Genomic DNA, 22,278 nt, shown 5'->3' on the forward strand with positions numbered 1-22,278 from the left:
TCACCCGCCGCCCGTCCGACTCGATTCCTCGAACTGCAAAGGTGTGTGAGGTGCCGTGATTGAAGACATCCTGCCGGCCGAGGTGGCCTCGGCCGAGGCGTTCAACGACAGCCTGGAGGGCCCGCTCTACCCCGAGGAGGCGGCGCAGATCGCCCGGGCGGTGGAGTCCCGGCGGCGCGAGTTCACCACGGCGCGGCTGTGCGCCCGCCGGGCGCTGGCCCGGCTGGGGCTGCCGCCGGTGGCGGTGCCGCCGGGCCCGCTGGGGGAGCCGCGCTGGCCGGCGGGGGTGCTGGGCAGCATCACCCATTCGACGAACTACCGGGCGGCGGCGGTGGCCAGGTCGGCGGACGTGCTGGCGCTGGGCATCGACGTGGAGCCCGATCTGCCGCTGCCCGAGGACCTGCTGGAGTCGATCGCCTCCCCGGCGGAGCACGCCCGGCTGCTGGACCTGGAGCAGGCCGCCCCCTCGCCGGTGAACTGGGGGCGGCTGCTGTTCAGCGCGAAGGAGAGCGTCTACAAGGCGTGGTTCCCGCAGGGCCGGCGCATCCTGGACTTCTTCGACGCGGACGTCACCTTCGGCCCTCCGCTCGGCGGAGGGGACGGTTCGTTCCGCGCGCATCTCCTCCTCACCCCGCTGGAGCGGGAGTTGGGGCTGCGCGCGGACTACTCGGGCCGCTGGCTGGCGCGCGGCGGGCTGCTGCTGACCACGGTGGTCACGCTCGCGCCCGCCCGCGCGCCTCGGCCGGAGGTGGTGATAGGGGCGCCCCAGGGGGCATCGATCGGGGCGCCCCGGCTCGGGGGTTATGGTGCCGTGCTCTGAACCGCAGGGCTCGTGGCCCGGCCCGTCAGGTGGCGGCGCAGGACGTCCGTCACCGCGGCGGCCTGCTCGACCAGGTAGAAGTGCCCACCCGGGAAGTCCCGCGTCGCGAAGCCGCCGGTGGTGTGCCGGCCCCACAGCAGCACCTCCTCGTGCGGCGCCTTGGGGTCGGCGTCGCCGTTGAGTGCGGTGATCGGGCAGCGCAGGGTGGCGTCGGCGGCGCAGCGGTACGTCTCCACGGCGGTGTAGTCCGCGCGCAGGGCCGGCATGACCATCCGCAGGAAGTCCTCGTCGGCGAGCAGCGCCGCGTCCGTCCCGGCGAGGCCCTGGAGTTCGGCGACGATGCCCGCGTCGTCGCGCAGGTGGACGGTGCCGGTGCGCGGCACGGACGGGCCGCCGCGGCCGGAGGCGAACAGGTGCACTGGCTCCAGCCCGTCCGCCTCCATCCGGCGGGCGACCTCGAAGGCGACGACGGAGCCCATGCTGTGGCCGAACAGGGTGACGGGCCGGGCGGCCAGCCGGGGCCGCAGCGCCCGGTAGACGAGGTCGGCGAGGACGCCGATGTCGCTGGGCGCGGTCTCGTCGTGGCGGTCCTGGCGGCCGGGGTACTGCACGGCCACGACCTCGGTGACGGCGGCGAGGTCGGCCGAGAGCGGGTAGAAGAAGCTGGCCGAGCCGCCGGCGTGCGGGAAGCAGACCAGTTGTCCGAGCCCGTCCTTCGCGGCGGGGTGGTAGGTCCGGGCCCAGAGGGAGTCCTCGGTGGCGGTGGTCATGCGCGGCTCCTCCTCGGAACGGTCCTGGGTCAGTGGGTGGCGTCGCTGCGGAAGCGGTCGATGGCCGGCAGGTGCCGGGCGCGGAGCTCGTGGTCGCGCACGCCCAGCCCGGTGCGCGGGGCGAGGCCGAGCACGCCGACCTTGCCGCTGTGCAGGTTGCGGTGCACGGCGCGGGCGGCCTCGCCGACCTCGTCGAGCGGGTGGGTGACGGACAGGGTGGGGTGCACCATGCCGCGGGCGATCAGCCGGTTGGCCTCCCAGGCTTCGCGGTAGTTGGCGAAGTGGGTGCCGACGACGCGCTTGAGCGAGGTCCACAGGTAGCGGTTGTCGAACTGGTGCTGGAAGCCGGAGGTGGAGGCGCAGGTGACGATGGTGCCGCCGCGCCGGGCGACGTAGACGCTGGCGCCGAAGGTCTCCCGGCCGGGGTGCTCGAAGACGACGTCCGGGTCGTCCCCGCCGGTGAGTTCGCGGATGCGGGCGCCCAGGCGCTTCCACTCGCGCGGGTCGGGGGTGTGCTCGTCCTTCCAGAACCGGTAGCCCTCCCGGGCCCGGTCGATGACCAGCTCGGCGCCCATCGACCGGACGAGCCGCGCCTTGCGCTCGTCGGAGACGACGCAGACCGGGATCGCCCCGCCGTTGAGGGCGAGTTGGGTGGCGTAGGAGCCGAGGCCCCCGCCCGCGCCCCAGATCAGCACCACGTCGCCCTGCTTCATGCCGGCGCCGTTGCGGGAGACGAGCTGCCGGTAGGCGGTGGAGTTCACCAGCCCGGAGCAGGCCGCCTCCTCCCAGGTGAGGTGCTCGGGCTTGGGCATCAGCTGGTTGGCCTTGACCAGGGCGAGTTCGGCGAGGCCGCCGTAGTTGGTCTCGTAGCCCCAGATCCGCTGTTCGGGGTCGAGCATGGTGTCGCCGTGGCCGTCCGCGGACTCGAGCTCGACGGAGAGGCAGTGCGCCACCACCCGGTCGCCGGGCCGCCAGCGGGTCACCCCGGGGCCGGTGCGCAGCACCACGCCGGACAGGTCCGAGCCGACGACGTGGTACGGGCGGTCGTGGTGCGCGGCGTTGGGCCGGGTGCGGCCGTAGCGCTCCAGGAACCCGAAGGTGGGCACCGGTTCGAAGACGGCGCTCCAGACGGTGTTGTAGTTCACCGCGCTCGCCATCACGGCGACGATCGCCTCGCCGGGGCCGAGCGGGGGAGTGGGGACGTCCTGGACGCGCAGGGACTTGCCCGGGTCCTTGTCCCGCGAGGCCATCCCCTCGAACATCCCGGCCTCGTCCTTGAGCACCACCGCGCCCCGGTAGGACTCGGGCAGCCTCAGTGCCGCGAAGTCCGCGGCGGTGGCGGTGTCGGCCTGGATGGTGCTGATGATCTCTTCCACCGGTCCCCCTCGTGATCGGCCGCTGCCAGCGTGGTGGTGACGGACTGCTGGTGACGGAGACTCAGCCCCAGTGGGTGTCGGCCGGCTTGACGGGGCCGCCGGCGGAGTCCGTGGTGGTGGTGACGACGGTGTCGGTGGCGCCGGCGCCCCAGTGGGTGTCGTCGGTGAGGGTGGGGCTGACGACGCCGAGACCGACCAGACCGGCGAGGGCGGTGCCCGCGACGGCGCCGGCGACCTTGCGGAGCTTCTTGGTGGTGTCGAACATCTCGGTTCCTCCGTGCTGTGGTGTGGTGGTTCGTCCCCGAGGCCGGCCGCTGCTGCCGTCCTCGTGGTGAACAGACAACCGGGAACCGCCATCGACCCCCTTTCGAGCGGTCCTCCACCGCCGAAGCCCGGGCGACTGCCCGTCGATAGCGAACGGATAGCCCCATCGGCCACAGCAGCCCCTCCGCCATCTCCCGTGCCATCTCCTGACGGACGGCGAGGAGTCGGCATACAGTCTTTCCGGGACCGGACAATCCCTGTCCGGGCGGCTTCCGGGGGGCTCGTCATGGAACGGCAGCAGATCCGCGTGGGCGTCATCGGCGCGAGCCCCGACCGGGGTTGGGCCGCCCGCGCCCACGTCCCGGCCCTGGCCGCCCTGCCCGACTACCGGCTCACCGCGGTCGGCACCAGCCGCCCCGAGAGCGCCCGCGCCGCGGCCGAACTCTTCGGCGCCGACCACGCGTTCACGGATGCCCGCAGCTGGCCGAGCACCCCGAGGTGGACCTGGTCGCCGTCACCGTGAAGGTCCCCGCGCACCTCGAACTCGTCGGCGCCGCCCTCGCCGCCGGCAAGCACGTCTACTGCGAATGGCCGCTCGGCGTCACCACCGAGGAGGCCCTCACCCTCGCCGCCGAGGCCCGCGCCGCCGGTGTCCACCACGCCATCGGCCTCCAGGGCCGCTACGCCCCGGCCGTCGTCCGGGCCCGCGAACTGATAGCGGCCGGCCGGCTCGGCCGCATCACCTCCGTCACCGTCCACGCCTCCCGCCCGAAGGGCGCCCGCGGCCGGATCCCGGCCTGGGCCGCGTACACCGTCGACGCCTCCACCGGCGCGGGCACCGTCGAGGTCGCCGGAGGCCACACCCTCGACGCCGTACGGCACCTGCTCGGCGCCGACTTCGAGGCCCTCTCGGCCGCCTTCTCCCTCCAGGAGTCCGTGCTCACCGTCGTCGAGACCGGCGAGGTGGTCGAGGCCACCGGTCCCGACCACCTGCTGCTCAACGCCACCCTCACCGGCGGCGGCGTCCTGTCCGCCCACATCCACGACGGACGGGCCACGGACGCGGGCACCCGCATCGAGATCTCCGGCACCGAGGGGGACCTCGCCCTCCTCTCCACCGGCCCCGAGGCCCCCGCCGGCCTCCAGATCGGCGACCTGCGCCTCCTCCTCGGCGAGAACGGCACCTTCCAGGAGCTCCCCCTCCCCGCCTCCCCGCCCCACGCCGAGTCCTCCAACGTCGCCCGCCTCTACGCCGCCCTCGCCGAGGACATCCGCACCGGCACCCGCACCGCCCCCTCCTTCGACGACGCCGTGACCCTCCACCGCCTCCTCGACGCCGTCCGCCGCTCCGCCGCCTAGGACCTCTCTTCCACCCGCCCCCGCAGCCGCCCCAGGGCTAGCCGGGGCTCCCGGCGGGTGCCGAGCGGGACGAGCGCGGCGCGCCCGGGCACCCGTACGCCGCCCGTGAGTGCGACCCGGGTGGTGCCGGCCGCGTCGGGGGCGGCGGCCATGCCGATGATCAGGAACCGGCTCTGCAGCCAGCACCAGCCGGGCCGCAGCACCCCGTGGAAGCGGGCCCGCAGGCCGTACCGGCTGCGCGCCAGCGCCTCCAGCCGCTCGCCGTCCGAGTGGACGACCCGCAGGGTGCTCATGTCGGGCTGGAAGCGCCCGAACTCCCCCTCCAGGTCGCCCATCACCGCCCACACCCGCTCGAAGGGCGCGTCGATCACCCCGTCGGTGACCCGGGCGTTGCGCACGCCCGCGGCCATCACGTGCAGCCGCCGCACGGCGTCCAGGCCGCCCGGCCCGTCGAAGCCGTTGAAGCCGCCGAAGTCGTCGAACCCGTCGAAGTCGTCGAACTCGCCCGTCGTCATGCCGTCCACATCCTTCGGAATACGGTCCGCGCCCGGTGCAGCCGGGACTTCACGGTGCCTTCGGGCAGGCCGAGCAGCGCCGCGGCGGCCTTCTCGTCCAGTCCTTCGACGTCGCGCAGCACCAGCACCGCGCGGTGTTCGGGTGAGAGCCTGACCAGCACGTCCCGGATGTCCGAGGCGAGCTGAGGGTCCCCGGGGGCGGGTGGTTCGGCGAGCTCGGCGGGGGTGTCGCGCCCGTCGCGCCGCGCGATCCGTACGGCCTCGCGCACCGCGACCACCCGCACCCACCCGTACAGGGCGGCCGGCTCCCGCAGCGAGCGCAGGCCGCGGAAGACGGCGACCAGGGTCTCCTGGACGGCGTCCTGACGGCTGCTCAGCGCGATCGGCCCGCAGATCCGCGAGACGTACGGCGTCAGGTGGTCGAGCAGGTCGCTCATCGCGAGGGTGTCGCCCCGCCGGGCGGCCCGCGCCAGCTCCAACCCTCTCGCGCCGTCCGGTGGTTCAGTCATGGAGGAAGCCTTCCATCAGGCCGGAGACCTCGGCCGGGCAGTCCAGGGTCAGCGCGTGCCCGCAGCCGTCGAGCACGTGGACCTCGGCCGCGGGCAGCAGCCGGCCGAACCGCGCGGCCTGCGCGGGCGGCAGGGTGGTGTCCCGCGCGCCCCAGAGCACCAGCACGGGCTGCCCGGTCCGGGGCATCGCGGCCTGCGTCTCGCGCCAGTCCAGTCCGCGTTCGAGCAGGTAGGCGGCGCGGCGGTTGTCGTCGAGGGTGTTGGGCGCCCACATCGCCTCCACCACCGCGTCCGTGGCCAGTTCGGGGTGGGCGAACAGGGGCCGTACGGTCGCCGCCGCCATGCTCCGCCCGGAGGCCAGGTTGACCAGCGCCTCGCCCAGGACCGGGATCTTCAGCGCCTCCCAGCTCCAGGTGTCCCGCTCGTCCAGCCCCGAGGAGGCCAGCAGCGCCAGCCGGCTGACCCGCTCGGGGTGGCGCTGCGCGTACGCCAGGGCCCAGCCGCCGCTCCAGGAGTTGCCGCCCATCGCCACCCGCGGCAGGTGCATCGCGTCGAGGAACTCGCCGACCGCGCCCGTCATCCCGTCCAGGTCCCAGGTGAAGCCGGCGCCGTGCAGCTCGGTGAAGCCCTGGCCCGGCAGGTCCACGGTGTACACGGTGTGGGTGCGCGCCAGCGCCTCCGCCTGCGGCCGCCAGGCGAACGTCCAGGCCGCCCCCGGGGACAGCAGCACCACCGGCGAGCCGGACCCGCTCACCTCGTAGTGGAACCGCGCGAGCGGCGTCTCCACGAACGCCCCCTGCGCCCCGGCGGGCCGGTATCCGCGCTGCTCGCCGGGCGCGTAGCCGTACGCGCCGTACAGCAGCCCGCCCGTCAGCAGCAGCGCCGCCCCCAGCGCGCCGTGCCGCAGCCAGGCGCCGCGCCCCCGCCGCCCCAGCCCGGCGAGCCGCCCGGCGGCCACCGCGAGGAGGAGGCAGAGCGGGGTGTAGAGCACCAGGTCGAGCAGCCGGAACGTCTCCTCGCCCTCCACCCCCACGCCGAAGGCCCACACCACCCCGACCACCCCGCGCACCGCCGTCCCGACCGCCACGGCCAGCGTCACCAGCCCGCACAACGCCCGTACGCGCCGGCCACCCCGCCGCTCCGCCGTCGCCCGCACGGCCGCGGCCGCCGCCACCAGCACGACCGCCAGCGGCAGCAACACCGGTGGCGTGAAGGGCACATCGGCGTTCAGCACGGCCTGCGAGAGCTCCCGGGCGTCCGCGGCGGGCCACACGCCGCCCGCCGCCCAGTACAGGTGCACCACGGCATCCCCGCCGAGCACCCCGGCCACCACCCGCCCGAGCAACCGATCCGAAACCCGCATCACGAGCTCTCCCCTCCACCCCGGTCGACGTCCTGTCACCGAAAAGAGGAGGAGCCCCCGCGCGACGTTCCCCGTGACCCGCGTCACATCTCCCCGGGCCCTCGCCGGACGCCCGTCACCAGCCAGGCCGAGGTCCTCAACTCCACCCCGCCCGCCCCCTCGTAGGCCCGCAGCCGCTCCGTCAGCGCCTCCCGCGCGCGCCCGGAATCCCCGCCCAGGAGATGCTGCGCGGGCCCGGTGCTCAGCAGGAACGAGGCCGCGTCCTGCGCGTCGTGCCCCCAGACGCCGGCCTTCTCCACCGGCTCGAGCGCGATCTGCTCGAAGCCCGCGCCCCCGAGCAGTCCCCGGACGTGCTCCGGGTCGGCGAGCGAGAACATCCCGGGCCCCTCGCTGCCGCCGGTGGGCGGCGCGTCATCGCTCAGCGCGGCGAACAGGTGCACCCAGTCCGTACGCGCGGGATCGGCCATGCAGACGAAGGCGATCCGCCCGCCGGGCCGCAGCGCCCCGGCGACGTTGGCGAAGGCGGCGGCGGGGTCCTGGTAGAACATGACCCCGAACCGGCTCATCGCCACGTCGAACCCGCCCGCGGGCAACTCCTCCACCTGCACGTCCGCCTGCCGGAACTCCACGTTCGCCAGCCCCTCCCGCGCGGCCGTCTCCCGTGCCCAGTCCAGCATCGGTCCGGACAGGTCGAGCCCGAGCACCGTCCCACTGCTCGCCGCCCGCGCCGCGAGCCGGCTGGTCTGCCCGGTGCCGCAGCCGAGGTCGATCACCCGGTCCCGGAGGCCCACGCCCGCCGCCTCCAGCAGCGGCGCGTCGAAGCCTCCGTTGACCGCGTTCCAGCGGTCGGCGTGGTCACTCCAGTGGCGGCCCTCGTATCCGTTCCAAGCCCGGGACTGTTCGCTGTTGACGAGGTGACGCGTCATCGCTCGGCTCCTGCCGCTCTAGTATGGGCGTGCGCTCATTCCAAGGTATGGGCGAGTGCCCATACTTTCAACCCCCTTAAGGGAGGCCGACCTTGTCCCCTCGCGGAGTGCCCGTGCCCAACGTCAAGGAGCGGCTCTTCGAAGCCGCCGAACGCGTCCTGGAACGCGAGGGCCCGGCCGGCCTCACCAACCGCGCCGTCACCGAGGAGGCCGGCTGCGCCAAGGGCCTGCTCTACAGCCACTTCACCGACCTCGACGACTTCGTCACCCAGCTCGTCCTGACCCGCTTCCACCGCGTCGCCGAGGACCTCGCGCCCCTCCCCGCCCGGGCCGGCACCGGCGAGGTCGTCGCCAACCTCACCCACGCCGCCCGGACCCTCCTCGGCAGCAACGGCCCCGCCCTCACCGTCGCCGCCCTCTCCCGCCCCGCCGTCGCCACCCGCATCAGGGCCCACTGGTCCGCCGACAACCCCGCCGAACGCCTGATCGCCGACTACCTCGCCGCCGAGCAGCGCCTCGGCCGCCTCCCCGCCACCACCGACTGCCCCGTGCTCGCCCTCGCCGTCGTCGCCACCACTCACCACCTCCTCATGACCGCCACGACCCCCGTCCCCACCCAGCACGCCCTCCTCGCCCGCCTCGTCACCGCCCTCCTGTGACCGCGGGCGCCACCGCACACGCCACCGCACACGCCACCGGACACGCCACCGGCCCGCCGACGGACGGTCGACGGGCCGGAAACGGTGCGGCGGATCAGCGGCGGATCAGCCCAGCTGGGCGAGGCCCTCCGTGGCGATCCGCTCGAAGACGGACAGGTCGTTGGCGAAGATCGAGTCCGGAACGGGCCAGTGGATCACCAGCTCGGTGATCCCCAGCTCCTTGTACGTGCCCGCCCAGTCGACGAAGGCGTCCAGCGACTCCAGCGGCTTCTCCGCCGTCGAGCCCTGGAGCAGCATCTTCTCCAGCGTCGCCACGTCCCGGCCCGTCTTCTCGCAGGCCGCCGTGAGCTTCCCGATCTGCGCGGCGATCACCCCGGGCGCCTGCTCCACCGGCACGTCCGCCGGGCCCTTCGGGTCCCCGTACGTGACCCAGCCCTGCCCGTACTCGGCCGCCAGCCGCATCCCGCGCGGGCCGGCCGCGGCCACGTAGAAGGGGATGCGCGGGGTCTGCACGCAGCCGGGGATGTTCCGGGCCTCGACGGCCGAGTAGTACGTCCCCTCACGCGTCGTGGCGTCGTTCCTCAGCAGCTCGTCCAGCAGCGGCAGGAACTCCCCGAAGCGGTCCGCCCGCTCCTTCGGCGACCAGGCCTCCTGCCCCATCGCCGTGGCGTCGAACCCCGTCCCCCCGGCTCCGATCCCCAACGTGACCCGCCCGCCGGACACGTCGTCCAGCGTGATCAGCTCCTTCGCCAGCGTCACCGGATGCCGGAAGTTCGGCGAGGTCACCAACGTCCCCAGCCTGATCCGCTCCGTCGCACAGGCCGCCGCCGTCAACGTCGGCACCGACCCGAACCACGGCTCCTCCCGGAACGACCGCCAGCTCAGGTGGTCGTACGTGTACGCCGCATGAAACCCCAGCTCCTCGGCCTGCCGCCAGACCTTCTGCCCCTCACTCCACCGGTGGATGGGGAGGATCACCGTACTCAAGCGCATGCAATGGACGATACGCGCAGATCGGCGGGGGCTCAGGTCTGCTCGTGTGGCGACACGAGTAGGTCGGTTAGCCTGGCGCCAGGGACATGGAGCAGGCGCCTGCGGTGAGTTCCGGCAGATGACTGGGCTGCCGGGCCTCCCTCTGCCGGACCGACTCCGGACAGAGCGGAGTGGGTCGAGGCATACCGCCACTACTGGGCGCTGTGAGCGTCGCAACCTTCAAAGGTCAGGAGGGCTCGCATGGCTGTCGTGGTACGGAGCGAGGACGAGACGTCGCTGCGAGGCATGGTCGAGCACTGCGCCGAACTGAAGGGCGAACTGGTCGAGTTCGCCCAGAGCGCTCGCTTCGACCGGTGGTTGACTCCTCTCCTCCTGGAGGCGGCAGGCCCTGAGCGGCAGTTGGCCGAGGCCGACGCGGTCCGGATCATCGACAACTTCATCCTCCGGTACCGCCTGCCGGACGGTTCGACCGTGGTGGACCGGTTCGTCGCCGGACGACGGGGCTTGACCGAGGCAGATCGGAAGATGCTGCTCGGCTGGCGTGACCCGGTCGAGGGCATCTTCGAGATCCGGCGCAAGGACGGGGACGCCGTCGTCCTGCTGAACCTGATCGACGACCTGGAGTACCGCACCTACTCGAACGTCGGGCGGGAGGCCTTCCGCGGAGTGTCGAAGGGAGGATTCCTCCTGGCGTGCCTGGTGCCCGTCCACCCTGCCGACGGGGCATGGCTGATCTCCGGGACGATGTCCTCCTATCCGAAGTCGAGCGCCACCGAGATCACTCAGGCGGCGCTCCAACTGGCCACCACCCACCCCGAACTGGTCTTCCGCAACCCCGAGAAGATCGAGCAGGGATGGCAGTCGATGAGGAAGGACCGGGCAGCGTTCATCGAGTTCTGCGGCAGCGACGAACTGGTCCTTCCCCCCGCCGAAGCCGAGGACCGGCTCAACGCCTACTACCAGCACCGGCAGGAGACCGCCATCGCTGGGCGCCCCGACCGGGTGGGAGGCCGACGACTGCCGAGCCTGGCGTTCCCGGCGTTCGAACTGCCCCGTGGGCTGGCGGAATCGGACACGGTCGGCGTCATCTACGACGAGGTCGAAGGGCTCAATTTCTACCGGGACTACGGAATGCTGCAAGACCTCTTCGCCATCCCTGAGCTCGTGGGCCGCCGACAGCACCAGGACGTCCTGCGCGCCTACCTGCGCGAGGAGTCGATTGCGCCGCTGCCGATCCGCCGCCTGGCCGCCGCATACCCGGAGACGGTCGACGCGGTCTTCCGGAAACTGCTACGCAAGCCCGGATTCACCTGGACCGAGTGCGGCGAGGAACTGCTGCGTCGGTACAAGCCCCGCTACTACGAGAACGAGCCCCGCCCCGGCGTCTCCGTGATTGGCGAGCGCCTGAGCGAGCTTGCTGCAGGCGGCTGACCGCGAGATTTCACGAGGGCGCGATGCACCTGAGGTACGCGCCGGGATCGCCTTCCCGGTCAATCGGTGATCGTGCGGTGGACAGGACCCTGAGGAACGGTCGGCCCGGCTGAATGCTCGTCCACGTCGCACCCGGGGAACGGTGGCGCGCTGGTGGAGCTGGCCAACGAGTGCCCTGGCACGTCCCAGGACGAACTGGTGCGTCAGGCATCCGAGTTCTTCGGTTGGCGGACTCCTGGTCGGCACGCCCGCCCTCATGTCCCGGCCTGGCTCCAGGTCCAACGGCAGAGCCCGTCCTCGGAACCGGCTCGCTGGGTCCGGATGTCGATGGTGACGCGCGGAGAGGCTCGCCAACTGCGTACCAGCGTCGGCGGGTCGTCCGCCCTCAGGTCTAGCCTTCGGTCATGCGACCACCCCTTGAACATGAACTTCGCAATGCGCTTGTACACAACCTGGAGTTGATCGAGCCGGGGCTGCGCCCAGTTCAATTCGAGGAGTACCCCCTGCCCAATGGCTACGGCACCAGGGGGAGTATCGACATCCTGGCCCGTGATCGCCATCAGATGTGGGTGGTCATCGAGCTGAAACGGTCCCGGTCCAGCGCACGGCAAGCCCTGCACGAGGTCAACAAGTACACCGAGCTTCTTTGTCGGGAGAAGAACCTCGCGCCGGACCGCATCCGTGCGGTGATCGTCGCCATGCCGGACGACTGGGAGGAACTCCTAATCGCAGTCAGTCATGCTGCACGCGACTGGAAGCATGATCTTCGCGGGTACCGGCTGCGCCTGGACAGCAAAGGAATTCCCATCGGGACCGAGCGGGTGGAACTCCTGCCTCAGGCCTTCGAACCCCGTATCACCTCCATCCACAACCTGTTCTTCTTCGCCACGGAAGAACAACGCGAACAGGGCTGGAGGATCATCAGCAAGACTGCGGAAGAGCTGGGGGCGCTCGATCTGTTGGCGGCGGATCTGGACCGGGTAGCGGAGAAGCACTACATCCCTGCGCATTTCGGCCTATACCTGGCGGTCGGCCGGGTGAACGAGGAGCTCGCCGCAGTGGATCTCCTGGGTGGCTACGACGGACCTGAGCCGTTCGCTGACGAGCACCAGGCGGAGTACCTGGCCCTCTGCGAGATCTGCAACCGCCTTGCACGCAGCAAGCTGCGCGGACTGAACATGGAGTCTGCACAGCCAGGGCTGTTGAAGAACCTCCGTGACGACCCCAACTGGGCCATCCAAGGTTTCCGAGGCACCGGCGCCTACGGCGTCACAACCGCCTTCGAAGAGCAGGACCTGTTCCGTTTCCTTACCGGGGACGAACGAGGAGACAGTCAGATCCTGTACACGGGCACTGTCTGCCCGCAGGTAGCCAGCCGTTGGAAGGCGTTTCGGCAAGAGGCTCAGCGAAGCCTGGCCGGCAATCACGAGTGGGAGTCGCTGGTGGCCGGCTGGCTCGACGAAGTGGGCCAGAAGGTCGGTGAGGGAGACGTCGGACTACACGTCTACAACCCCTGTGATCTCCTGCAAACAATCATCCATGGGTGGCCAGACGGCCTGGGGAATCTCCTGCCCATGGTCATGGGCGAGGCCGTACCCCGCCGCGGGCTACGGCATTCGGTGCGTGGCGCCCTATGCTGGAACGGCCGAGGCATGTCGTTGCCCGATGCAGTACGCCTTGTGTACCGCGATCCGCTGTTCCTGATGAGCAACATGTATGCGGGGACCGTGTGGGAACGTGACCGAGAGCTCTTGGATCTCCTGGGACTGCACTACGTACTGCTGGAGAAGATCGGATCTGATGGGTTTGAGGGGACGGTGACTGACGAGCACCGCATCTGGATGCATCGAGATCAGGGTGCGCGCGTGTACTCCTCGGATACGGATCCTCGCGGGTACGCGCAGGCGTACGCAAGCATTGCGGCTGATGGCGGGATCATCTCTATCGGGCAGTACCTCAACAGGCACTCCCATGAGGTGAACCTGGTAGCCCGGGAGTACCGCGCCTTCTTGCATGTCGTCTAACGCTCACTGGACCTGGCCGTGGCTCACCCCAGAGCACCCACGAAAGAGCAGGTCAGCATGCGATAGGTGAACGAGGCTTGACCGAGGTCACCAATGTCCCCAGCCGGATCCGCTCCGTCGCACAGGCCGCCGCCGTCAACGTCGGCACCGACCCGAACCACGGCTCCTCGCGGAAGGACCGCCAGCTCAGGTGGTCGTACGTGTACGCCGCATGAAACCCCAGCTCCTCGGCCTGCCGCCAGACCTTCTGCCCCTCACTCCACCGGTGGATGGGGAGGATCACCGTACTCAAGCGCATACCGACGACCCTACGTCGCGCGTGGCGTTCCCAGCCGTTCTCACACCCCTGGGCCCGGGTACGGGGCCGGGGTCCGTGGTGGGTTCCGTGGTGGGTACGGAGGCGGGGCGGGGGGTGGTGAGGGGAAGGTTGAGGCATCGGCAGCGAGTGAGGGAGTGGGCGATGAGCGGCACGGTCAGCGGGACGTACGAGGGGTTCACGGCTGAGGAGCGGGCGGCGATGAAGGCGCACGCGGCGGATGTGAAGAAGGCCGCGGGGCGGGGGTCGAAGGCGGAGAAGGCGGCGGAGGCGGAGCGGGACGTGCTCGCGAAGATCGCGGAGATGCGGGACTCGGACCGGGTCATGGCGGAGCGGGTGCACGCCGTGGTGACGGCGGAGGCGCCGGAGTTGGCGCCGAAGCTCTGGTACGGGATGCCCGCGTACGCGTTGGACGGGAAGGTGGTCTGCTTCTTCCAGAGCGCGGAGAAGTTCAAGGCGCGCTACGCGACGCTCGGGTTCAGCGACCTGGCGAAGCTGGACGACGGCCCGATGTGGGCGGCCGGGTTCGCCCTGACCGAGGTGACGGACGAGGCGGAGGCGCGGATCGCGGAGCTGGTCAGGCGGGCGGTGTGAGGCCGAGGCCGGTGAGCGCGGTGGCGCCGCGGGTGGTGTGGTGGCCGCCCGCGAGGGTCAGGGTGCGGGCCGACTGGTAGGGGCAGCCGGCGGCGTCGAGGGTGGCTGCGGTGGCGAGGAGCCGGCCGGTGTCTCCGGTGAGGAGCGCCTCGGCGCGTTCCACGAGGGCGGCGGCGACGGGGTTGCCGGTCACGGCGGTACGGGCGGCGGCCAGGCGGTCGGCGGCGTCGGGGGCCCCGGCGAGGACGGCGGCTTCGGCGCGCAGCGCCACGTACCAGTGGAGCCAGATCCAGGTGGTCCACTGCCGGACCTGGCCGGGGTCGGGGGCGGTGCGTTCCAGGGCCTCCTCGGGGCGGCCCCGGTGGAGCAGGAGGAGCGCGTCGAAGACGGCCCCGTACCCGCGGGTGTTCCACGGGGACGGGTCGACCCGGGCGAGGAGCTCGGTCCAGTCGCGCTGGGCTTCCTGGTCTCCGCGCAGCCCGTGGAGCGTCGCCATCGCCGCCATCGGCGGGCCGAGGACGGTGTGGGCGGGGCCGCCGGCCCGCTGCCAGGCGTCGCGGAAGCGGACGCCGGTGGCGAGCGCCGAGGCGGTGTCACCGGCCAGGACGTCGGCGACGAGCAGCCAGCCCGTGGCGCGGTGGCCGACCTCGGCCAGCTGCGGGTGCTCGGCGAGGCGCCGGGCCCAGCGGCGGGCGCCGGGCAGGTCTCCGACGCCGAGGCCGGCCTCGGACGCCTCGCCGAGTGCCTCGATCAGCTCGTGGGTGCCGGCCGGTGCGGCCGGTGCGGCCGGTGCGTCGGAGAGCAGCTCGGCCCGGCGCCCGGCCGTCGCGGCCGCCGCGAACGCGTCCCCGGCCCAGCTCAACGCGCCGGCGAGGGTGTCGAGCGCGGCGGATTCGGCCAGCCGGTCGCCCGTGAGGCGGGCGAGGTCGACGGCCCGTTCGGCGGCGGCGACCGGGCCGGGGGCCGGGCCGGGGGCCGGTGACGAGGCGCCGATCGCGTGTGCGAGGCCGCGCCCGGCCTCGGCCAGCGCGGTGGCGGCCAGGGCGGCGGGGTCGTCGCCGGCCAGGCCACGCGCCTCGGCGATGAGCGCGTCGGCCTCCTCCGGCGGGAGCGTGCGGACGTACCTGCTGGAGAACCGGTACGCGTTGCCGGCGGCGGTGGCCAGGTCGCGGGCGGCTGCGGCGGTGTCGCCGGAACGGAGGGCGACGTCGGCGGCCGCGCGGGTGAGGCGGTGCATGTCGTCGCCGTGGAGGCGGCATCCGGCCACGGCCGCGGCCTGCCGGAGCATGGACGCCGCGTCGGCCGGGGTGGTGGCCAGGGCGGCGGCCTGCTCGTAGCGCTGCTGGGATTCGCCGACCAGCTGGCGGGTGAAGGCGAGTTCCGCGAGGGCGCGGGCGAGGCGGTGGGCGTCCGGGCGGTGCTCCGGCCGGTTCTCGGCCCAGGCCAGGGCGGCGCGCAGTTCGTCGGCCACCCGGTCGAAACGGGCCCGCCAGTCGGCCCGGGGCTGCGTCGGGTCGGTAGCGCGGGTCAGGTCGGCGCTGCGGCTCAGGCACCAGCGGAGGTGCCGGGCGCGGGTGTCGTCCAGTTCGCGGGCCTCGGTGAGGCGGTCGGTGCCGTACTGGCGCAGCGTCTCCAGGGCCCGGTAGCGGGTGCCGTCGGGGGAGGGCGTCACCGTCAGCAGGCTCTGTTCGGCGAGCCGGGCCAGGCCGTCGACGACGGTCGCCGCGTCGGACCCGGCGACCTGCGCCGCCGCGGGGGCGGTGAACGGGGTCACGAACACCGACACCCGCCGCAGCAGCAACTGGTCGGCTGGGTCGAGCAGTTGGTGGCTCCAGTCGAGCGCGGCCCGTACGGAACGGTGCCGGTCCTCCGCGCGGGAGCCGCCGGTGAGCATCCGCAGGGGGTGGGCGAGGGCGGCGCTGATGCCGTCGAGCCCGAGGGTGGGGTAGCGGGCGGCGGCGAGTTCGATGGCCAGCGCCATGCCGTCGAGCCGTTCGCAGATCGCCGTGACCTGCTCGTGCAGGGGCGGGTCCAGGGGCCATCCCACCGAGGCGGCCCGGTCCATGAACAGCGCGACGGCGTCCGACCCGTCGTCACCGTCCAGCGACAGCGGGGGGACCGGGTACACCCGCTCGAAGGGCACCATCAGCCGGGAGCGGCTGGTCACCAGCACCCGCACCCGGGGGCAGGCGGCCAGCAGGCGCTCCAGGAACAGCGCCACGCCGTCCACGACCTGCTCGCAGTTGTCCAGCACCAGCAGGGCGTGACGATCGGTCAGTGCGGCGGTCACGGAACCGGCCAGGTCGTGGCCCGGCTGCTCGCCGAGGCCGAGCGCCTCGGCGACGGCGGCGGCGACCATGCCGGGATCGGTGACCGGGACGAGGTCGACGAACCACACCCCGTCGGCGAACTCCCCGCCCGCGCCCGCGCCCACGTCCCTGTCCGAGTCCGCGCCCGAGCCCGCGTCCGAGGCCACGGCCAGCGCGAGCCGGGTCTTGCCGACCCCGCCGGGGCCGACGGCGGTCACCTGCCGGTGTTCCGCCAACAGCGCGGCCAGTTCGGCCCGCTCGCGCACCCGGCCGACGAACGAGGTCAGCTTCCTCGGCAGCGCCGGCGCCGAGGCCGGACGCGAACGGTCCTCGCGGGCCGACTCGGAGGCGCGACGGGCGAGGGCCCGCCGGTCGGGAACGTCCAACTTGCGCAGCAGCGAGGAGACATGGGTCTCCACCGTCCGCACCGAGATGAACAGCCGTGCCGCGATCTCGGCGTTGCTGAGGTGCTCCCCGACCAGCTCCAGCACCTCGGCCTCGCGGGGCGAAACATCCACGCCTGTTCCCATGGGCCCCCATTGTGGCCTAGGCCCACGGACCCTCGGGCGATCGCCCTCCGTGGCCCTCTCCGTGGTCACCACGGATGCCGACCGACCGTCCCGGCCGGGAGGCTGGGGAGCAGACACAGCGGGCCGATCGCGGCCCACGACCCCAAGGGAGCGCCCATGACCGGCTCGTCCACCCCGGGAATCAAGACCGTGCTCCACCCGGTGTCCGACCTGGACAGGGCCAGGGCGGTGTACGCGGCCGTGCTCGGAGTGCCGCCGAGCCACGAGTCGCGCCACTACGTGGGTTTCGAGGCCGGGGCCCAGCACGTCGGCCTGGTGCCGGGCGGCGGACCGCAGAACATGACCGCGCCGGTGACGTACTGGCAGGTGGCGGACATCCGGGCCACCCTGGCCGCGGCCGAGGCGGCGGGCGCGACCGTGACCGAGCCCGCCCACGAGGTCGGCGCCGGCCGGCTGGTGGCCACCGTCGCCGACCCGGACGGCAACATCCTCGGCCTCCTCCAGGACCAGGCCGCCGCCGGGCCCCGCTCCCGCGCCCAGCGCCGCCTGGACACCGAGCACCGGCTCGCCCACGACGTCGACGTCTGGGTGGCCACGGCCTCCTTCGCCGGCGCCCCGTACCTGGTGCCGCTGTCCTTCGACTGGGACGGGCAGGCCCTGTGGCTGGCCACCCCGGCGGGCAGCGCCACCGGCAGGAACCTCGCCACCGCCGGTACGGCCCGGCTCGCCCTCGGGCCCACCCGCGACGTCGTCATGATCGACGCCACCGTCGAGGCCCTCGACCTCGACGCCCTCCCGCAGGAGCAGGGCGACCACTTCGCCGCCCGCACCGGCTTCGACCCCCGCACCCTCGCCACGTCCTACCGCTGGTTCCGCATCACCCCGCACCGCGTCCAGGCGTGGCGCGAGGAGGACGAGCTCACCGACCGCACCCTGATGCGGGCCGGCCGCTGGCTCGCCTGAGCCCGAACTCGCCTGAGCCCGAACTCGGCCAAGCCCGAACTCGGTCAAGCCCGAAGGACCTTGACGGATCAAAGGGTGGGGACAACCCCCGGTGGAGTCGGCCGGGCAGCAGGCGGGTGCGGGGCCGGTCCGCGCCGGGAGTATCGGGGTGTCGGAACGACCACGAAGGACCCCGCCCCGCCACCGGAGGACGCCATGACCCACCCCGCCCCCACCGCACAGATCCCCGGCCCCGTGCGGACCGCGTACGCGCTGTGGGTCACGGCCGTCGCCGCCGGGGCGTTCGAGACGGTTCTGGCCGTCGGCCGGATGCTCGCCGACGGCTCCGGTTCGGCCGGCCAGATCGCCGCGGGCCTCGCCGTCCGGCTGCCGGTGTTCGCGGCCGCGCTCCTGGTCGCCCGGCAGATGCGCCGGGGGCGCGGCTGGGCGCGGACGGCGCTCACGATCGGGCTCGGTGTCCTGGGGACGGCGTCGATGGTGATGCAGCCGATCCAGGCTCTGGCCCAAGGTCGTACGGTGGCCTGGGAGTTGGAGCATGCCGGGGCGGTGGATCTGCTCTTCGCCGCCAGCCGGGTGGTGCACACCGGGTCGGTGCTCACCGCCGTGGTGCTGATGTTCCTCCCCGCCGCCGGTGCCCACTTCCGGGCGGGACGCGCCGGCCGCTCGGCAGGCGCGGTGCCTGCGGCCCGGTGAGAACTCCGAGGTCGCACCCCCTAGGGGAGAGGCGCCCGGGAGTCATACCGCAGCAGCAGGAGGTCTCGTCATTCCAGCTCATGACCGCTGCCGGGCGGGCCCGTTACGTTGTGAGGCGTGTCCACAGCTGTCATCAAGACGGACGGCCTCACCAAGAGGTTCCCCCGTGTCACGGCTCTCGACCAGCTCACCGTCGAGGTGCAGCCGGGGGTGGTCGGGCTGGTCGGGGCCAACGGCGCGGGCAAGTCCACACTCATCAAGATCCTGCTCGGGCTCGCCCCGGCGACGTCGGGCCGGGGCGAGGTCCTCGGCCTGGACATCGCCACGCGCGGCTCCGACATCCGTGAGCTCGTCGGCTACATGCCCGAGCACGACTGCCTTCCGCCGGACGTCTCCGCGACCGAGTTCGTGGTGCACATGGCCCGGATGGCGGGCCTGCCCGCCACCGCCGCCCGTGAGCGCACCGCCGACACCCTGCGCCACGTCGGCCTGTACGAGGAGCGGTACCGCCCGATGGGCGGCTACTCGACGGGCATGAAGCAGCGCGTCAAGCTCGCCCAGGCCCTGGTGCACGACCCGAAGCTGGTGCTGCTGGACGAGCCGACCAACGGCCTCGACCCGGCCGGCCGCGACGAGATGCTCGGCCTGATCCGGCGCGTGCACAGCGACTTCGGCATCTCGGTGCTGGTCACCACCCACCTCCTGGGCGAGCTGGAGCGCACCTGCGACCACCTGGTCGTCATCGACGGCGGCAAGCTGCTGCGCTCCTCCTCCACCGCCTCCTTCACCGAGGCGACGGCCGTCCTCGCGGTCGAGGTCACCGACCACCCGGAGGACCAGGCGCTGGAGCCGGGCCCCGCCGTCCGCGAACGCCTCGCCGCCGAGGGGCTGTACGTCCAGTCGGAGGGCTCGCACCTGCTGCTGGTCAGGCTCGCCGGCGAGGACACGTACGACACCATCCGCGACGCCGTCGCCGAACTCGGCCTCGGCCTGGTCCGGTTGGAGCAGCGCCGCCACCGCGTCGCCGAGCTCTTCACCGACGCGGGCGACACCGACGCGGGCGACGGCGCCGCGCAGAACCCCAGGGGAGGTACGGACGATGTCGCTGCCTCCTGACACCAGGACCGCCGACACCGGCGTCATCCACGACATCGGCTACCGCGGCTACCAGGGCCCCCGCCTGGGCCGCGCCTACGCCGCCCGCTCACTCTTCACCCAGAGCCTGCGCGCCGCGTACGGCCTCGGCCGCTCCGGCAAGTCCAAGGTGCTGCCGATGCTGGTGCTCGGCGTGCTGACGGTGCCCGCCGCGATCGTCGTGGCGATCGCCGTCGCGGCGAAGCAGGACTCGCTGCCCGTGGAGCCCGCCAACTACCTGTCCTCCACCGGCATCCTCATCTGGATCTTCCTCGCCGCCCAGGCGCCCGTCCTGCTCTCCCGGGACCTGCGCTACAACACCGTCCCGCTGTACTTCTCCCGCCCGATCACCCGCACCGACTACGTCCGTGCCAAGTTCGCGGCCATGTTCTGCGCCCAGTTCCTGCTGATGCTGGCCCCGCTGGTGGTGCTGTACGCGGGGGCGCTGCTCGGCGGGATGGACTTCGGCGACAACACCGAGAGCTTCCTGTACGGGCTGGTCGCGGCCGTGCTCCACTCCCTGGTGCCGACCTCGGTCGCGCTGGTGATCGCGGCGAGCACCCCGCGCCGGGGCTTCGGCGTGGCGGCCATCATGGGCTACCTGGCGGTCAGCGCGACGCTCGCGGCGGTCACGATCGGCATGACCCGGGGGACGGACAGCGCCGACGCCGCGCAGTGGACGGCCCTGGTCTCGCCGGACACCCTGGTGGAGAGCCTGGTCAACGAACTGTTCGACCTCGGCAGCGGGTTGGACCGCCGGCACGCGCCGGGCGGGTTCGGCCTGATGGTGTTCGCGCTCGTCGCCGCCGCGATGGTGGCCGGCTCCTACCGGCTGCTGCTGCGCCGCTACAAGACCATCTGAGAGAGGGCGGCATGGCCACCATCACCATCGACAAGGTCTCCCGCTGGTTCGGGAACGTGGTCGCGGTCAACGACGTCTCCATGACGATCGGCCCGGGCATCACGGGCCTGCTCGGCCCGAACGGCGCCGGGAAGTCGACCCTCATCCACATGATGAGCGGCTTCCTGGCCCCCTCCAGCGGCTCGGTCACCCTGGACGGCGCCCCGATCTGGCGCAACCAGGAGGTGTACCGCCAGGTCGGCCTCGTCCCGGAGCGGGAGTCGATGTACGACTACCTGACGGGCTGGGAGTTCGTCCTCGCCAACGCCGAGCTGCACGGCCTCACCCACCCGGGCGCCGCCGCCCGCAAGGCCCTCGACCTGGTCGAGATGGCCTACGCCAAGGACCGGCGCACCGGCACCTACTCCAAGGGCATGAAGCAGCGCGTCAAGATGGCCTCCGCGCTCGTCCACGAGCCGTCGGTCCTGCTGCTCGACGAGCCCTTCAACGGCATGGACCCGCGCCAGCGCCTCCAGCTGATGGAGCTGCTGCGCCGCTTCGGCGCGGACGGGCGGACGGTGCTCTTCTCCTCGCACATCCTGGAGGAGGTCGAGCAGCTCGCCCGGCACATCGAGGTGATCGTCGCCGGCCGGCACGCCGCCTCCGGCGACTTCCGCAGGATCCGCCGGCTGATGACCGACCGCCCGCACCGCTACCTCGTCCGCTCCAGCGACGACCGCCGCCTCGCCGCCGCCCTGATCGCGGACGGCTCCACCAGCGGCATCGAGGTCGACGAACGGGACCGGGCGCTGCGCATCGAGGCGGTGAACTTCCAGGGCTTCACCACCCTGCTGCCCGTGGTCGCCCGCGAGGCCGGCATCCGGCTGTACACCGTCTCCCCGGCGGACGAGTCGCTGGAGAGCGTCTTCTCCTACCTGGTCTCCGCATGAGCCGGGCCGACCGCGACCCCGAAGACCGCGCCGACAACTGGACCCGGGAAGGGGCCGACCGATCATGAACCCGACCGTCGCCAGGTTGACCGTACGCGGCCTGCTGGGCCGCCGCCGCGGCCTCCTGCTGCTGGTGGTCCCCGCGCTGCTGCTGCTGATCGCCGCCCTGGCCGCGAGCACGGACGGCGACAAGCTGGACCTCACCGTCAAGATCCTCGGCGACCTCGACCTCGGCACCCTGGTGCCGATCCTGGGCCTGGTCGTCGGCACCGGCGTGATCGCCACCGAGATCGACGACGGCTCGATCGTCTACCTGCTCGCCAAGCCGCTGCCGCGCTGGCGGATCATCACCACCAAGCTGGTCGTCGCCGTCGTCACCACCTGGGTGTTCGCCGCCGTCCCGACGCTGATCGCCGGGCTGCTGATGTACGGCACCAAGGACGGGCTGGCGCTGGGCTACGCGGTGGCCGTGCTGGTTTCGGGCGCCGCGTACAGCGCACTGTTCCTGATGCTCGGCGTGATCACCCGGCACGCGGTGGTGGCCGGGCTGGGGTACGCGCTGGTCTGGGAGGCGCTGGTCGGCAACTACGTCGAGGGCGCCCGGACGCTCAGCATCCAGCAGTGGGGGCGCGCGGTGGCCGAGGCCGTCGCCGGGGACACCACCAACCTCAACCCCGCGGTCTCGCTGGGCGCGGGCGTGATCCTGCTCGCGGTGGTCACCGTCGGCGCGACGGTCTTCGCCTCGGTGAAGCTGGCGGGGCTGACCCTGGCCGCCGAGGAATAGCCGAGGAGTAACGCCTCCCGAGCGCGGGGCGGGGGCCGGCCCCCCCGCGGGCCGGGGCCCCCCCCCCCCCCCCCCCCCCCCCCCCCCCCCCGGGGCCCCCCCCCCCAAACCCCCCCCCCGCCCACCCCCCCCCCCCCCCCCCCCCCCACCCCCCG

General features: G+C 72.8%; 22 protein-coding genes and 2 pseudogenes. 14 read left to right on the forward strand and 10 right to left on the reverse strand.

The window, feature by feature from the left end:
- Window positions 1-55 precede the first annotated feature (55 nt).
- Window positions 56-820, forward strand: a complete 765-nt coding sequence (locus ACIBCA_RS13965; protein WP_396283105.1) for a 4'-phosphopantetheinyl transferase — start codon at window positions 56-58, stop codon at window positions 818-820.
- Here ACIBCA_RS13965 and ACIBCA_RS13970 read toward each other — a convergent pair.
- The 3 genes from ACIBCA_RS13970 to ACIBCA_RS13980 all read right to left on the reverse strand — a co-directional run bounded on the left by ACIBCA_RS13970 (window position 802) and on the right by ACIBCA_RS13980 (window position 3,231).
- Complete coding sequence (locus ACIBCA_RS13970; RefSeq protein ID WP_396283106.1) at window positions 802-1,590, reverse strand: thioesterase II family protein; 789 nt, start codon at window positions 1,588-1,590, stop codon at window positions 802-804. The two genes, ACIBCA_RS13965 and ACIBCA_RS13970, sit on opposite strands and share 19 nt — an antisense overlap.
- Before the next feature lie 29 nt (window positions 1,591-1,619).
- Window positions 1,620-2,966 carry a crotonyl-CoA carboxylase/reductase gene (gene ccrA, locus ACIBCA_RS13975; protein WP_396283107.1) on the reverse strand — a complete coding sequence of 449 codons (1,347 nt, stop codon included), beginning with the start codon at window positions 2,964-2,966 and terminating at the stop codon, window positions 1,620-1,622.
- Between the two features lie 61 nt (window positions 2,967-3,027).
- A complete protein-coding gene (locus tag ACIBCA_RS13980; protein WP_396283108.1) occupies window positions 3,028-3,231 on the reverse strand; it encodes a hypothetical protein in 204 nt (67 codons plus the stop codon).
- Window positions 3,232-3,516: 285 nt separating this feature from the next.
- On the opposite strand from ACIBCA_RS13980, the gene ACIBCA_RS13985 reads away from it, so the two are divergent.
- Both ACIBCA_RS13985 and ACIBCA_RS13990 read left to right on the forward strand, forming a co-directional pair.
- Window positions 3,517-3,753, forward strand: coding sequence for a hypothetical protein (locus ACIBCA_RS13985; RefSeq protein WP_396283109.1), 237 nt, complete (start codon window positions 3,517-3,519; stop codon window positions 3,751-3,753).
- Window positions 3,729-4,589 (forward strand): Gfo/Idh/MocA family protein, encoded by an 861-nt coding sequence (locus tag ACIBCA_RS13990; protein WP_396283110.1) that lies wholly within the window; start codon window positions 3,729-3,731, stop codon window positions 4,587-4,589. Before ACIBCA_RS13985 ends, ACIBCA_RS13990 begins: the two co-directional genes overlap by 25 nt.
- Here ACIBCA_RS13990 and ACIBCA_RS13995 read toward each other — a convergent pair.
- The 4 genes from ACIBCA_RS13995 to ACIBCA_RS14010 all read right to left on the reverse strand — a co-directional run bounded on the left by ACIBCA_RS13995 (window position 4,586) and on the right by ACIBCA_RS14010 (window position 7,902).
- A complete protein-coding gene (locus ACIBCA_RS13995; protein WP_396283111.1) occupies window positions 4,586-5,104 on the reverse strand; it encodes a hypothetical protein in 519 nt (172 codons plus the stop codon). The genes ACIBCA_RS13990 and ACIBCA_RS13995 overlap by 4 nt on opposite strands.
- Window positions 5,101-5,613, reverse strand: a complete 513-nt coding sequence (locus tag ACIBCA_RS14000) for an RNA polymerase sigma factor (protein ID WP_396283112.1) — start codon at window positions 5,611-5,613, stop codon at window positions 5,101-5,103. The genes ACIBCA_RS13995 and ACIBCA_RS14000 overlap by 4 nt, the downstream gene beginning before the upstream one ends.
- On the reverse strand, window positions 5,606-6,976 hold the full coding sequence (locus ACIBCA_RS14005; protein WP_396283113.1) for an alpha/beta fold hydrolase: 1,371 nt from the start codon (window positions 6,974-6,976) through the stop codon (window positions 5,606-5,608). The genes ACIBCA_RS14000 and ACIBCA_RS14005 overlap by 8 nt, the downstream gene beginning before the upstream one ends.
- A gap of 83 nt (window positions 6,977-7,059) precedes the next feature.
- Window positions 7,060-7,902 carry a class I SAM-dependent methyltransferase gene (locus tag ACIBCA_RS14010; protein WP_396283114.1) on the reverse strand — a complete coding sequence of 281 codons (843 nt, stop codon included), beginning with the start codon at window positions 7,900-7,902 and terminating at the stop codon, window positions 7,060-7,062.
- Window positions 7,903-8,015: 113 nt separating this feature from the next.
- On the opposite strand from ACIBCA_RS14010, the gene ACIBCA_RS14015 reads away from it, so the two are divergent.
- Window positions 8,016-8,561, forward strand: a complete 546-nt coding sequence (locus ACIBCA_RS14015) for a TetR/AcrR family transcriptional regulator (RefSeq protein ID WP_396283115.1) — start codon at window positions 8,016-8,018, stop codon at window positions 8,559-8,561.
- Between the two features lie 105 nt (window positions 8,562-8,666).
- Here the strand turns inward: ACIBCA_RS14015 and ACIBCA_RS14020 are convergent, their stop codons facing one another.
- Window positions 8,667-9,554 carry an LLM class flavin-dependent oxidoreductase gene (locus tag ACIBCA_RS14020; protein WP_396283116.1) on the reverse strand — a complete coding sequence of 296 codons (888 nt, stop codon included), beginning with the start codon at window positions 9,552-9,554 and terminating at the stop codon, window positions 8,667-8,669.
- Between the two features lie 240 nt (window positions 9,555-9,794).
- Here ACIBCA_RS14020 and ACIBCA_RS14025 point away from each other — a divergent pair, with 240 nt between their 5' ends.
- Both ACIBCA_RS14025 and ACIBCA_RS14030 read left to right on the forward strand, forming a co-directional pair.
- The gene (locus tag ACIBCA_RS14025; RefSeq protein WP_396283117.1) at window positions 9,795-10,985 is read left to right on the forward strand and encodes a hypothetical protein; all 1,191 of its coding nucleotides are present in this window, start codon (window positions 9,795-9,797) and stop codon (window positions 10,983-10,985) included.
- Between the two features lie 404 nt (window positions 10,986-11,389).
- Window positions 11,390-13,009 (forward strand): endonuclease NucS domain-containing protein, encoded by a 1,620-nt coding sequence (locus ACIBCA_RS14030; RefSeq protein ID WP_396283118.1) that lies wholly within the window; start codon window positions 11,390-11,392, stop codon window positions 13,007-13,009.
- A gap of 61 nt (window positions 13,010-13,070) precedes the next feature.
- Here the strand turns inward: ACIBCA_RS14030 and ACIBCA_RS14035 are convergent.
- Window positions 13,071-13,307, reverse strand: a pseudogene (locus ACIBCA_RS14035) (LLM class flavin-dependent oxidoreductase); the annotation flags it as partial.
- 162 nt (window positions 13,308-13,469) lie between these two features.
- Here ACIBCA_RS14035 and ACIBCA_RS14040 point away from each other — a divergent pair.
- Window positions 13,470-13,919, forward strand: coding sequence for an iron chaperone (locus ACIBCA_RS14040; RefSeq protein ID WP_396283119.1), 450 nt, complete (start codon window positions 13,470-13,472; stop codon window positions 13,917-13,919).
- Here ACIBCA_RS14040 and ACIBCA_RS14045 read toward each other — a convergent pair.
- Window positions 13,903-16,746 carry an ATP-binding protein gene (locus tag ACIBCA_RS14045; protein WP_396283120.1) on the reverse strand — a complete coding sequence of 948 codons (2,844 nt, stop codon included), beginning with the start codon at window positions 16,744-16,746 and terminating at the stop codon, window positions 13,903-13,905. The genes ACIBCA_RS14040 and ACIBCA_RS14045 overlap by 17 nt on opposite strands.
- A 168-nt stretch (window positions 16,747-16,914) precedes the next feature.
- On the opposite strand from ACIBCA_RS14045, the pseudogene ACIBCA_RS14050 reads away from it, so the two are divergent.
- The 7 genes and pseudogenes from ACIBCA_RS14050 to ACIBCA_RS14080 form a co-directional block, all read left to right on the forward strand.
- A pseudogene (locus tag ACIBCA_RS14050) lies at window positions 16,915-17,235 on the forward strand (VOC family protein); the annotation flags it as partial.
- A 9-nt stretch (window positions 17,236-17,244) separates the two neighbouring features.
- Complete coding sequence (locus tag ACIBCA_RS14055; protein WP_396283274.1) at window positions 17,245-17,721, forward strand: pyridoxamine 5'-phosphate oxidase family protein; 477 nt, start codon at window positions 17,245-17,247, stop codon at window positions 17,719-17,721.
- Window positions 17,722-17,916: 195 nt separating this feature from the next.
- A complete protein-coding gene (locus ACIBCA_RS14060; RefSeq protein ID WP_396283121.1) occupies window positions 17,917-18,414 on the forward strand; it encodes a hypothetical protein in 498 nt (165 codons plus the stop codon).
- A gap of 117 nt (window positions 18,415-18,531) precedes the next feature.
- Window positions 18,532-19,530: an ABC transporter ATP-binding protein gene (locus tag ACIBCA_RS14065; RefSeq protein WP_396283122.1), complete on the forward strand. Its 999-nt coding sequence runs from the start codon at window positions 18,532-18,534 to the stop codon at window positions 19,528-19,530.
- Window positions 19,514-20,410 (forward strand): ABC transporter permease, encoded by an 897-nt coding sequence (locus ACIBCA_RS14070; protein WP_396283123.1) that lies wholly within the window; start codon window positions 19,514-19,516, stop codon window positions 20,408-20,410. The genes ACIBCA_RS14065 and ACIBCA_RS14070 overlap by 17 nt, the downstream gene beginning before the upstream one ends.
- Before the next feature lie 11 nt (window positions 20,411-20,421).
- Window positions 20,422-21,339 (forward strand): ABC transporter ATP-binding protein, encoded by a 918-nt coding sequence (locus ACIBCA_RS14075; protein WP_396283124.1) that lies wholly within the window; start codon window positions 20,422-20,424, stop codon window positions 21,337-21,339.
- Between the two features lie 61 nt (window positions 21,340-21,400).
- The gene (locus tag ACIBCA_RS14080; RefSeq protein WP_396283275.1) at window positions 21,401-22,123 is read left to right on the forward strand and encodes an ABC transporter permease; all 723 of its coding nucleotides are present in this window, start codon (window positions 21,401-21,403) and stop codon (window positions 22,121-22,123) included.
- The last annotated feature ends 155 nt before the right edge of the window (window positions 22,124-22,278 follow it).

It is taken from the genome of Kitasatospora sp. NPDC051170, assembly GCF_044455705.1.
GTDB lineage: Bacteria > Actinomycetota > Actinomycetes > Streptomycetales > Streptomycetaceae > Kitasatospora.